General features: G+C 70.1%; 7 protein-coding genes. 5 read left to right on the top strand and 2 right to left on the bottom strand.

Annotated elements, in window-relative coordinates; translation table 11 throughout:
• Positions 1–71 precede the first annotated feature (71 nt).
• On the bottom strand, positions 72–1,493 hold the full coding sequence (locus VZL07_RS21880) for a TIGR01777 family oxidoreductase (protein WP_426749546.1): 1,422 nt from the start codon (positions 1,491–1,493) through the stop codon (positions 72–74).
• Positions 1,494–1,524: 31 nt separating this feature from the next.
• On the opposite strand from VZL07_RS21880, the gene VZL07_RS21875 reads away from it, so the two are divergent.
• The 4 genes from VZL07_RS21875 to VZL07_RS21860 all read left to right on the top strand — a co-directional run bounded on the left by VZL07_RS21875 (position 1,525) and on the right by VZL07_RS21860 (position 8,346).
• Positions 1,525–2,487: an L-threonylcarbamoyladenylate synthase gene (locus VZL07_RS21875; protein WP_426757347.1), complete on the top strand. Its 963-nt coding sequence runs from the start codon at positions 1,525–1,527 to the stop codon at positions 2,485–2,487.
• Between the two features lie 408 nt (positions 2,488–2,895).
• Positions 2,896–4,737 (top strand): M4 family metallopeptidase, encoded by a 1,842-nt coding sequence (locus VZL07_RS21870; RefSeq protein WP_426749545.1) that lies wholly within the window; start codon positions 2,896–2,898, stop codon positions 4,735–4,737.
• 218 nt (positions 4,738–4,955) lie between these two features.
• Complete coding sequence (locus VZL07_RS21865; RefSeq protein ID WP_426749544.1) at positions 4,956–6,425, top strand: S28 family serine protease; 1,470 nt, start codon at positions 4,956–4,958, stop codon at positions 6,423–6,425.
• Between the two features lie 337 nt (positions 6,426–6,762).
• Positions 6,763–8,346: a patatin-like phospholipase family protein gene (locus VZL07_RS21860; protein WP_426749543.1), complete on the top strand. Its 1,584-nt coding sequence runs from the start codon at positions 6,763–6,765 to the stop codon at positions 8,344–8,346.
• Between the two features lie 28 nt (positions 8,347–8,374).
• Here VZL07_RS21860 and VZL07_RS21855 read toward each other — a convergent pair whose 3' ends face one another.
• Positions 8,375–11,920, bottom strand: coding sequence for a DEAD/DEAH box helicase (locus VZL07_RS21855; protein ID WP_426749542.1), 3,546 nt, complete (start codon positions 11,918–11,920; stop codon positions 8,375–8,377).
• 204 nt (positions 11,921–12,124) lie between these two features.
• On the opposite strand from VZL07_RS21855, the gene VZL07_RS21850 reads away from it, so the two are divergent.
• On the top strand, positions 12,125–12,721 hold the full coding sequence (locus VZL07_RS21850) for a hypothetical protein (protein ID WP_426749541.1): 597 nt from the start codon (positions 12,125–12,127) through the stop codon (positions 12,719–12,721).
• Positions 12,722–12,754 lie beyond the last annotated feature (33 nt).

Here is a 12,754-nt window from a genome sequence, read left to right as displayed (position 1 = left end):
AGGTGTCCTCTCCCCTTCGAATGCGTCGTTTCTTCTGGCGCAGCGGAGGGGATTGTCAAGCGCCGGACTCGCTAAGAATGGCGGTATTCAGGGCCCTCCGTCGTGCGACCCAGCGTGAAACGCAGCGCGCCTTCCAGGTCGGGAAGGAGGAAGGCGAACCCCAGCCGCTGGGCCGCCTGGGGCACGATTCGCGCGCCGTCCAACAGCGCCTCCTGTCCCATCTGACCGAAGAGGGTGCGCACCACCGTGGCGGGCAGCGGGAAGACGGCCGGACGCCGAAGCACCCTGCCCAGGGTCCGGGCGAAGTCCACCTGGCGCACCGCCCCCGGCGCCACCGCGTTGATGGCGCCTCGTGCCGCGTCGGTGAACAGCGAGAAGTGGACGAGGCCGAGCACATCCTCCAGCGCCACCCAGCTCATCCACTGCTGGCCGGAGCCAATGGGGCCACCGCCGCCCGCGAGGAACGCGGGGACCATCCTCGCCAGGGCACCCTCGCGCGCGTCCAGCACGGGGCCGATGCGCAGGTGCACCACGCGGATGCCCGCGGCCTCGGCGGGTGCGGAGGCCGCTTCCCACTCACGCGCCACCTGGGAGAGGAAGCCCTTCCCGTCCGTGCGGCTCTCCTCCGTGAGGGCTTCATCACCGCGGTCTCCGTAGATGCTGCCGCCGCCCGCGGAGACGAGCACCCTGGGCTTGCGCTTCATGCGCGCCAGGGCCTCGGCCAGCGTGCGCGTGCCCTGGGTGCGGCTCTTGAGGATGGCGTCCTTGTACTCGGGGGTCCAGCGCTGGCCGGCCACGTTGACGCCCGCGAGGTGCACCACCGCGTCCACGCCCTCCAGCGCGTCGATGTCCACCTCGCCCTTGTCGGGCGCCCAGGCGACCTCGTTCCGGGAAGGGTCCGCCTTGCCGCGCACCATCCGCTTCACGGTGTGACCTCCCGTGGTGAGGAAGGGCACGAGCGACGAGCCAATCAGGCCCGAGGCCCCGGTGACGGCGATGGTGAGCGGCCCCCGGTCCGCGAAGGCGGCGTGGCGTTTGAGGTCCTCGCGGGTGACGCGGTGCCGGTACGCGAACATCCGCTCCAGGGTGTGCCGGGCGAAGCCTCCGCCGAAGAGATTGCCCAGCGGACCCACGGGGAGGACGTACTCCACCTCGTCTTCCAGGATGGAGGTGCCGGTGGTTGGCTCCGGCCACATCTTGTGGGTGTGGACCCATTTGGCGAAGGGGCCAGACACCTGCGTATCCTGGAACATCGCCCCCTCGGCGTAGGCGGTGTGCTCGGCGACCATGCGCTGGGGGACGGGACCCACGCGCATGCGGACGACGACACGGGCGCCCGCTCGGATGCCATCCCCGGTGCGCTCCACGACCTCCATCCGCTCCCAGGGAGGTACCAGGCGCTCGAACGCTCCTTCCCGGGCATGCCAGGCGAAGAGGTCGCTGGCGGAAACCGGCATCCGGCTTCGTGCATCGAGGACGTGCGACTTGCCCATGTTCTCTCCTGGGGCGACAGTGCGGCCGCGCATGATTGCCCCAGAGCTGCTTGAACGTGCGGTGGATTTGCTTCGGAACGGCGGTGTCGTCGCCCTGCCGACGGAAACCGTCTACGGCCTGTCCGCCAACGCGGAGGACGAGCTGGCTGTGCGCCGCGTCTTCGCCATCAAGGGCCGCCCCGCCACGCACCCGCTCATCGTCCACATTCCGGGCGTGGAGCACCTGGATACCTGGGCGCGCGAGGTACCGGAGGCAGCGCGGAAGCTGGCCGAGGCTTTCTGGCCCGGTCCGTTGACGCTGGTGCTGCCGCGCACGGCCCGCGCCACGGATGCCGTCACGGGGGGGCAGGACACGGTGGCGCTGCGCGTGCCGAACCACCCGGTGGCGCTCGCGGTGCTCCAGAAGCTGGGCGGAGGGTTGGCCGCGCCGAGCGCGAACCGGTTCGGGAAGGTGAGCCCGACGACGGCGGAGCACGTGCGGGAGGACCTGGGCGGAGACGTGGACCTCGTCCTGGATGGGGGCCCGTGCACGGTGGGCGTGGAGTCGACCATCGTGGACCTGAGCTCGGATGAACCCGCGATTCTGCGGCCCGGCGGTCTGGCGGCGGAGGAGGTGGAGCGGGTGCTGGGACGAAAGGTGCCGGTGAGGACTTCGTCCAAGGTGCGGGTGTCGGGTTCGTTGGACTCGCACTACGCGCCGCGCGCGGGCGTGGTGCTGGCGGAGCCAGCGCAAGCAATGACACGCGTTCTGGAATTGCGAGGACAGGGATTGCGAGTAGGCGTGCTGGGGCCGGAAGGCCTGGCGTTGCCACCCGGCGTGGCGCGCTTCGATGTTCCGGATGAGCCGGCTGGGGCAGCGCGCGTGCTGTACGCCCGGCTGCGTGAGGCGGATGCCCAAGGGCACGATGTGCTGGTGGCGTGCCTGCCCGCGGCGAGCGGCCTGGGCATCGCGGTCCGGGACCGGCTGTCACGCGCCGCAGCGCCGCGCGGGTAGCAATTAGGTGGACGAGGCCTGTGCCTCGTAGAGTGGGCCGATGGAGACGACCCACAGCCACTCCAGCAATCCGTCTGTTGAGATGGAATGGGGCCACTGGATTGGATGGACCGTCGTCGCCAGCATGGTGAACATCATGCTCTCGCTGGCGACCTCGCTCGGAGGGAGCTACACGATACCCGCCTGCTCATGAGGCTCCAGGCCTGAGCGCACACTGTACGCCCAGGAAGGCGCTGCTGTGACTCATGTGTGCCAGTCCCCATCGACCCTCGCGGCGGGGCGGGCCCCGTTCTCCTCGCGGCTCCCTACCCCACAGGTCCCTGTGCGCATTTTCCTTCCACTGGGACGCAACCTTGGCGGCCAGCGGGCGAGAATCCTGAAGTCCTTTTCCTCCTGGGGCCCCCCACCATGAAGATTCGCGCCGACCTCCCGAAGGTTCCCGTCACGCGTCCCTCGGATTCCCGCCCCGCAGCGCCCGCCGAGGTGAAGAACAAGGCCCTGGGATTCTCCCAGGGCTCCTCGTTCGAGGCCTCCGTCAAGCCCGCGCAGGCGAAGCCAGTCACGCCGCTGGAGACCCCGACGGTGAAGTCCGGCCCGGTGGCCCTGGACAGCGACGCCAGCAAGGCGGCCATCCAGACGACGGTGAATTACCTCCAGAAGCAGGCGGCCCCCACGGTGTCGCAGCTGCTGGCCGGCAGGCAGGGCGTCAACGCCGCGGACTTCGCCCCGCGGGCGGTGGAGAAGGACGACCTGGGCATGACGCACGTGCGCATGGACCGCAAGCACGAGGGCGTGCCCGTCTTCGGTGAGCAGGTGGTGGGCCACCTGGACCGCGAGGGCAAGCTGGAGAGCCTCACCGGCGATGTGAGCACCATCCCCGCGGGGCTGGGCAAGCAGCCGACGAAGCTGTCCGCCGAGGACGCGCTGGGCATCGCCCAGAAGGAGTTCAACGGCGCCACGGACCGCAAGCCCGTCTCCGAGCGTGTCATCTTCAAGGACGCCAGTGGCGAGTACCGCGCCGCGTACCACGTGGAGCTGAGCAACACGACGGACCTTGGGCCCGGCAAGGACCCGCGCCGCATGCACTACCTGGTTGATGCGAACACCGGCAAGGTGCTGGAGCAGTACAACCAGGTGGGCGGCGTGGGTCACCACGCCCACGGCGCGGACCACGCGGGCCACACGCACGCGGCGAAGCCCTCGCGCGCCACCACCGGCTCGGCGACGGAGCCCACCACGCCCGCGCCCACGCAGGGCAAGGCGGACGACACCACCCAGTACAGCGGCATGGTGGAGATTGGCAGCACGAAGAACGCGGACGGCACGTATACGCTGGAGGACACCACGCGCGGCGGTGGCGTGGTGACGCGTGACGCGCTCAACCGCAACCCGGACACCGACTGGACCACCAACGCCCCCATCACCGACGACAACGACATCTGGGGCGAGGCCACGGACCCGGCGCGCAACAAGGACGCGGTGGACGCGCAGTACGGCGCCCAGGCGACGTACGACTTCTTCAATGACGTGCTCGGCCGCGACTCCATCGACGGCAAGGGTGAGAAGCTCATCTCCGACGTGCACGTGGGCAAGGATTTCGCCAATGCCTTCTGGGACGGCGAGAAGATGAACTACGGCGACGGCGACGGCGAGACGTTCGGCTCGCTCACCACGCTGGACATCGCCGGCCACGAAATCGCCCACGGCCTCACCGAGCGCACGGCGGGCCTGCAGTACCGCAACGAGTCGGGCGCCCTCAACGAGGCGATCAGCGACATCATGGGCGTGGGCGTGGAGTGGTATGCCAGCCAGCGCAACGAGGCCGTGAAGTTCGACTGGACGGTGGGCGAGGACACGTACACGCCCAACAACGGCGATGACACCGACGGCCTGCGTGACTTGAGCAACCCCTCCAGCGACGGCATGTCGCCGGACCACTACTCCAAGCGCTACACGGGCTGGCAGGACAACGGCGGCGTCCACATCAACTCGGGCATCCCCAACAACGCCTTCTACCTGCTGTCGGAGGGCGGAACCAACCGCACCTCCGGCGTGGAGGTGAAGGACGGCATCGGCATCGAGAAGGGCCTGAAGATCTACTCGCGTGCCCTGAACTTCTACATGACGCCAACCACCAACTTCGCCCAGGCGAAGGAGGCCACGTACAAGGCGGCGCAGGACCTCTACGGCAAGGACTCCGTCGAGGCCCAGAAGGTGCTCGAGAGCTGGGCCGCGGTGGGCGTGGAGTAGTCCCCGCGGTGAGCTGAATCCCCGCCGCGCTGGAGCCCTGGGCTCGCGCGGCGGGGCGTGTCTCCCCAGCCCCGAATCCCAGCGCAGCAGCGCCGCCTCGGTCGGGATGCTCGCCTGCCCCGGGCGATATGCCGGCGAGGCCGCTGACGTTCTGACGCCGGGTCGCGTCGTGGCGGTGCATCTGGCTCCGCTCGGCCGGTCCCCCCGGAGACGTCACCATGCGTTGGACAGGATTCCTCGGCCGCGGGGCCTCAGCCCTGGCGGCCGTGTTGCTATTGCAGGCCTGTGGTGGAAGTGCACCCTCGGAGCCCATCCGCGCTGAAGACCCGGGTGCGCCCCGGGCCTGGGCGCTGGAGTCGGAGGACCTCGGGGAGCAGCTGCGCTCCGTCCCGGGGCTCACCGTGCTGCTGGACGTGTGGCTGTCGGAAACGACGAAGGACACGCGCTTCTTCATCCTCGACTACGAGCAACCGACGGACCACCAGCACCCCGAGGGTGAGCGCTTTCGCCAGCGCATGACGCTCCTCTACCGCTACCGGCCAGGGCCAACGCCCGTGGTGCTGCACACGCTCGGGTATGAGCTCACGCCCACCCCCTCGCAGAGCGAGCCCACGAGGCTGCTGGCGGCCCACGAACTGCGCGTCGAGCACCGCTACTTCGGCACCTCGCGCCCGGCCTCCCTCGACTGGAAGAGGCTCACCATCGAGCAGGCCGCGGCCGACCACCACCGCATCGTCCAGGCATTGCGCCCGCTGCTGGGGGACGGGCGGTGGCTGAGCACCGGCATCAGCAAGGGCGGCCAGGCGGCCACCTACCACCGCCACTTCTACCCGGACGACGTGGAGGCCACCGTCGCCTATGTGACGCCCAACGTGCGCGGAGAGACAGACGTGCGGGCCGTGCGCTTCCTCGAGACGGTGGGCACCGACGCGAGCTGCCGCGAGCGGCTCCGGGCCATCCAGCGGGCCGCCCTCACCCGGCGCGAGGAGCTGCTGCCCTTCGCGGCGGGGCTGGCGGCGAGCACCGGTACTACCTTCGACGTGCTCGGCTTGGACCGGGCGCTGGAGTTCGCCGTCCTGGAGCTGCCCTATTACTTCTGGATGCTCAGGAGCCAGGCCCTCTGTCCGACGATTCCAGTCCCGGACGCACCCGCCTCTGCGCTCTTCGACTTCCTCCAGGGCCACACGTACTTCATCGACAGCTTCGGGGACGCGGGGCTCCAGTCACTCGCGCCCTACTTCTACCAGGCGGCCACGCAGCTCGGCGCGCTGCGCTACGCGGAGCACCACCTGCACGGGCTGCTGCGCTACCCACGGCAGGACCGCCCCGCCCACCTGCCGCCGCTCGGCGTACAGAAGCGGTTCGACGTCACCGCCATGCTGCGCGTGGGGCACTGGGTGCGCAACGCGGGCCAGCGGATGCTGTTCCTGTACGGCGAGGACGACCCGTGGACCTCCACCCCCTTCGAGGTGCGCGCGTCGAATGACGCACTGCGCCTCGTCGTCCCTCGCGGCAACCACGGCGCGCGCCTCGCGCAGCTCCCCGAGCCCGAGCGCACCGCCGCCCTGGAGCGCCTCTTCCAGTGGGCCGGTCTGGCTCCGTCCGCGGCTCGACAGAGCCTGCCCGTGCCCGAGGCCGACACCCTGCCGCAGGAGGACTCCCTGGAGCCAGCGCATCGGCCGCTGTAGTCCGGACAGGCGACGCCGCCACGGCGCGCGCGGCGGCCTTCGTCTAAGGGGGCAGTCCCCGTGAAGCAGGACGCGCCTTCTTGCGGCCCTGCACCGGGGCTCGCCCCCGGTTGCACTTGGGCTTGTGCTCCTCGGCGGCGGGAGGAGCGACCGAAGTTTGGCCAGGCACACCCGCCGTGCCGCCAGGACGCGCCGCGTCCGCCTCGGACGCAGCGGTGGCAGCCTCCCAGGGCGTGGTCCAGGTGCCCCCGCGTGGCATGTGCGTTGCTCACATATCGCAGACTACGGACCGTCTTCCTCGTCTCGCCTGAGGACACTGCCCATGAGTCAAGCATCCATGCCTTCCGGTCCTGGTCCGCTCGGACCGCTTGCCTTGTCCCTGTCGGGTGGTGGCTACCGCGCGGCGGCCTTCCACCTGGGTTCTCTACGGCTCCTGGACACGGTGGGGTTGCTGCCCCACGTGGTCGGCCTGTCCACCGTGTCCGGCGGCACCCTCACGGGAATGGCGTGGGTGACGAGCCAACTGGAGGGCAAGCCCTTTCACGAGTTCCACGCCAGCTATTCCAGCTACCTGAAGCGGACGAACGTCATCGCCGAGGCCCTGACGGGGCTGACCTCCAACCGCGACCACGGCAGCCATGCCTGGGCCAGCCTCATCCGCTCCGCCGCGGACGTCTACGCGCGGCCCGACTTCCTGGGGGACCGGCGGCTGGGTGAGGTCCTGGACTCGGACCGCGTGCAATTGCAGGAAGCCATCTTCAACACCACCGAGTTCCACACCGGCCTGGACTTCCGCTTCCGCCGCAGCGACAAGCCCGGCACGCTGCTGGGCAATCTCGGCTACCGGCTGCCCCGCACCGTGGGCCAGCACGTCCGGCTGGCGGACATCGCAGCGGCGTCGTCCTGCTTCCCTGGTGGCTTCGAACCGCTCGTGTTTCCCCAGCAGTTCCACTGGCCCCAGGCCTTCCCGCTGGAGGCGGCGGAGAAGGAGCTGGGACCGACCTTCCAGGGCGGCCTGCCGCTGATGGATGGGGGCATCTACGACAACCAGGGCATCGACAGCCTGATGCTGGCGTACGGCACCTCCGAGTCCCCGCCCACGCTGATCATCTCCGACGTGAGCACGCAGAACCCCCGGATGTACGACGTCCCGGAGAACCCGACGAAGCGCGGCTGGGTGACACTGAATGGCGTCTCATGGATGGCGTACGGACTGTTCGCGCTGGCGCTGGCCTCCGCGGCCATCCTCGCGTGGCGCGGCTTCGAGACCGCGCTCCAGGGCACGTGGGCGCCTCGCGACTACTTCCTGTATCTCATCCCCGGCGTGCTGACCGCGGCGGTCGCCACGGCGCTGGTCTGGGTGCGGGGACGGCTCACCGACGTCATGGCGCTGCTCAAACGGCAGATGGACCTGGATGTCTGGCCTTCGTTCAAGAAACTCACCGTGCTGGAGTTCGCGCAGATGCTCGTCCTGCGCGCCACGTCACTGCTGGCGCTGACGTCGAAGGTGTTCATGAAGCGCGTGCGCGGCCTGGTGTTCGGCCAGCTATACCGGGACAGCCGTTTCAAGGACCGGCGCGTGTCCAACCTCATCACCGCGCTCACGGTGGACCGGCCCCACCTGTTCGCGAAGCACCCCTGGCTCAAGCCTGGCCCGCACCTGGTGGCGCTGAGCACGCAGGCCTGCCAGATGCCCACCACGCTCTGGTTCACGGACGACAGCCAGTTCACCGCCGTGGAGTCCGCGGGCGCGGCGACCCTCTGCTACGTGCTGCTGCGCCACCTCATCGAACACCACGCCGGCCAGTACGAAGCCCCGGGCCAGCCGATCAACGCCCTCTACGAACGGCTGCGCCAGGAATGGGCGGTGCTCAACCAGGAGCCCGCCCAGCCCCAGGTCCAGCAGCCCGTGGCCGCCTGAGGTTCCGACCGCGAACGGGGGCCCCGGGTCAGTGCCGCGTCCGAGGAGCCTCTTCCTCCCCGGGCGGTGCCAGCCGCTGGGACAGCAGTCCCAGCAGCTCCTGGGTCGTCAGCCGTCCCGCCGCATCCTTCCCCTCCAGCACCCCCGCCACCAGCGCGCGCTTGTGCTCGTGCAGCGACAGCAGCTGCTCCTCGATGGTCCCCCGCGCCACCAGGCGATACACCGTCACCGGCCGCTCCTGGCCAATCCGGTGCGCGCGGTCGGAGGCCTGGTCCTCCACGGCGGGGTTCCACCACGGGTCCAGGTGAATCACCGTGGTCGCCGCCGTGAGGTTGAGCCCGAAGCCGCCGGCCTTGAGCGAAATCAGGAACAGCGGCACATCGCCTTCCTGGAAGGCCCGCACGCGCTCGGCCCGGGCGCCCGCCGGGGTCTGCCCATCCAGGTACTCGTAATCAATCCCTTCCGCGTCCAGCACCTCGCGAACCAGCGCCAGGTGCGACGTGAACTGGCTGAACACGAGCGCCCGATGCCCCTCCGCGCGCAGCTCCCGCACCAGTTCCATGAAGCGCTCGAGCTTGGCTGACTCCAGCTTCGACCCGGCGTCGTACAGGCGCGGATGCGAGGCCAACAGGCGCAGCCGCGTGAGCGCCGCCAGAATCTCGATACGCCGCTCCTGCTCCTTCATCTTCGGCTTGCGCGTCTCCAAATCAGAGAGCGCCGCCAGCCGTGCGTCCTCGTAAAGCGCCCACTCCTCCGAGGACAGGATGATGGGCACCCGGATGTCCGTCCGGGGCGGGAGCTGCGCCTCCACCTGCGCCTTCGTGCGGCGCAGCAGGAAGGGCTGGAGCACCCGGGCCAGCGCGGGCGCGGCGGTCGGGTCCACGCCCCGCTCTATCGGCGCGGCGAAGCGCGAGCGGAACGCCTCCCAGCTCCCGAGCAGCCCCGGGAACACCACGGTGAACAAGCTCCAGAGCTCGCCCAGGTGGTTCTCCAGCGGCGTGCCCGACAGCGCGAACTTGAAGTCTCCCTGGAGTGCCCGCGCCGCCCGGAAGCGGTGCGTCGTCGCGTTCTTCAGCGTCTGCGCCTCGTCGAAGACGATGGTGGCGAAGCGCAGCTTGGACAGCCGCTCGATGTCGCGCGTGAGCAGGCCGTAGCTGAGCACCAGCACATCCTTCGGCCCCAGCTTCTCGAGCGTCCCGCCCCGGTCCGACGCCTCCGAGAACAGCGTCATCCGCAAGGCCGGCGCGAAGCGCTTCGCCTCCTCCATCCAGTTGAAGGCCACGGACGTCGGCGCCAGCACCAGCGCGGGCCCCAACTTGCTCCGGTCCAGGAGCACCGTCAGCGCCTGCACCGTCTTCCCCAGGCCCATGTCGTCCGCGAGCACCCCACCCGCGCCCCACGACGCCAGCCGCGTCAACCACCGGAAGCCCTCGACCTGGTAGTCCCGCAGCGACGTCTTCAACGTGGCGGGCACCCGCGGCTTCAGCTCCTTCGCCGCGAAGATGCGCTCCACCAGCGTCTGCCACGTCTTGTCCGCCTCGACATCCGCGCCCGCGTCCTGGAGCGCGGTGAGCGTCTCCACCGCGGAGGGGCCCACCTCCAGCCCATGGCGCGTGGCATGCGCATGGTCCGCGAGCCGCGCCAGGTGCTCCCGCAGCGCCCCCTCAATCTCCACGTAGGACGTCGCGTCCACCTGGACGTAGCGTTCCTTGCGCCGGGCCGCATCGAGCAGCCGCGCCAGCTCCACCCGCTCGCCCTCCACCGACAGCCCGCCCAGCACGCCGAACCAGTCCCGCTTCCTTTCCAGGATGACCTTCAGCGCCGGGGGCCCATTCGCCTTGAACAGCCGCACCGGCGCGCCGACCCACTCCAGCTCCGGCTTGGGGTCCAGCTCCACACACGCCGCGAGCACGGCGAGGCCGCCCTGCGCGCTGGTGAAGCGGAACGTGAAGGGCAGCTCCTCCGGCTCGGCGGTGTCCAGCGGCAGCCGGGCCTGGAGCAGCTCCGCCGCGTTCCGCTCCTGGACGAAGTCGCGCACGGCGTGCACCGCCCCCGTGCCGCGCCGGACATGGACGTCTCGTGCCCCCTCCCCCGGAATGAACGTGGGGCTGTCGGGCAGAGGGCGCGTGCGCAGCTCCACGCGGACCGCCCCGCTCGCATGGGCCTCCATGCGCACCACGGGGACGTAGCGCAGGGGCACCGACTCCCCCATGACGCTGCGAGGCAGCGCCACGGGCACTCGCAGGGACAGCTTCGATAGCTGGTCCAGCAGCGCGACATGGCTCTCCGGAGGGAACGCGTTGCCGTGGCGGTTCAGTGCCATCAGCAGCGCTCGAATCTCCGGCCCCACGTCCAGCACGGTGAGCACGCGCTGACCATCATCCCAGACGTAGAGGCCCTCCTCCGGCGGCGCCCTGCGCACCCGCTCCAGCATCGACGCGGGCAGCATCGCGCCATCCACGCCCGCGCTCACGATGACCAGCCCGTCCCGGTCCTCGGCGACGAGCCCGACCTTGGCGCGCTCGATGCGCACCAGCAGGTCCGGGTTCTCGTCCAGGTGGATGCGCGGGTGGCCCACCAGCTCGAAGAGCAACGCGCGCGACGCGGGAGCCTCCGACTCCGGCAGCAACGCCGCCAGCCGCGCGTCCGCCGCCGACAGCTGCGAGCCATACTCCTGCAACAGCTTGCGCCGGCTCACCTTCGCGCCCGTGCTCCGCTGGCCCTTCTTGTTGCGCTTGTGCACGTAGGGCGCGAGCTCCACGCCGTAGCCGTGGATGACGTCCAGGCGCCAGGAGACCTCCCCGCCCCCGGGACCACCGGGACTGTCGTCGACGGCGCGCTCCAGCGCCCGCAGCGCGCGCTCCCACCCAGGGCGGACCAGTTCCTCCAGTTCCTCGCCGAACGTCTCCGTCCAGGGCTGGCGCAGCCACAGCAGCGCCGTGTCGATGACCGCCAGCAGGTGGACGCAGAACGTCGCGCCACAGGTGCAGTCCCCCATCACCTCGGTGGGAGAGAAGACCAGCCGGGCCTCGGGGAGGATGAAGCCCGCCTGCGCGCCCACGGGCAGCTCCGAGATGCGCGTCTCGCGGAGACGAAAGCCGGGGAGCGCCGCGTCGTACTGCATCAGGTCCGGCACGAGCGAATGCATCGGCCGAGGGGCCACCGCGCCGGGCACGCGGGAACGCAGCGCCAGCAACAAGCCATGGATGCGGTGCGTCCGCGCCTCCGAAGGCGGGGCCAGCCGCTCATCGAGCGTGGCCCGTGACAGCTCCACGCCCGCGCGCTCCGCCTCCACGAAGCGCCAGGCGAGCGCGGGCAGCAGCTCCTTCATCCGCGGCGACGGCATCGCCTCCAGCATCCATCGCGCCCGCGTCTCCTCACTGAGGAGCTCCACCAGTCGTCGGCGCGCCAGCACCGGCCGGGCCTGCGGCAGGTAGGCGGCCTCGACCAGCGGCATCAGCACCGCGAGGCTCAGCCGCGCCAGATGTTCGAGCCCTTGCGCCCGCAACCACGCCAGCACGTCACTGGCCGTATCGAACGAGGGAGGCACTGGCTTCTCGAGCTGCGCGGACATGCTCCCGCTTCTTCGCCAAGCCCGCACGAAACGCAAGCAGGGCCGTGGCGCGTGGAAGCCAGGCAGCCGGCCGCCCGGCATGGCCCGGCTCCACTTTCCGTATGGCCCTCCCGATATGGGTGTCCCGCCACGGCGTTGTCACGCACACGGCGCGGAAGTCGCTGGAGCACGACCGCGCCCCCCCTCGGTCCACGTCCAGGAGGCATGCCGATGATGAGAAGCCACCCGTTCGCGGTCGCGCTGACCCTGCTCGCCCTGACGGGCTGCACGAGCCAACGCCAGACGCTGCTGGAGCGCACGAGCAGCTATGTGGTGTACGACATGCCCGCACGACAGGTCATGAAGGCCGCCGAGGCCGTCCTGAGCGAGCGCGGCTATGCCCTGCTGCCCAGCACGGACCCGCTGTTCCTCCACACACCCTGGAAGATCGCCGGCAACCACGACGTGTTCACGCACTGGTCCCGCGTCTATGTCGAGGGGCGCAAGCGTCCCGACGGCCGGCTCATCGTGCGCGCGTACCACATGGCCGCCAACATGCCCGCCCGGACCCAGATGCTGCCGGTGCCCGAGAAGACGACCATGGTGGCCCCGGAGGAGCAACAGAACATCATGCCGGCGGTCCTGCTCTCCGCCGAGCCCGTCCTGGTGCGCTCCGCCAGGCCCGACCTCCGCCGGGACCTCGAGCTCGAATGGGCCATCATGGAGCGGCTCGACCCAGACTTCGCGGAACGCGTCAAGACGCAGGTCGACATCTACCTCGCGCAGTCGTCCTCGAAGCGGCCGGGTGACGTACTTGAATGACCTCGCTTGCTTCGATATCCCGCCAGGGCTGCC

The organism is Pseudomyxococcus flavus, assembly GCF_050038885.1.
In the GTDB taxonomy this organism is placed as follows: Bacteria; Myxococcota; Myxococcia; order Myxococcales; family Myxococcaceae; genus Myxococcus; species Myxococcus flavus.
This window is presented reverse-complemented; position numbering and strand designations above follow the sequence as displayed.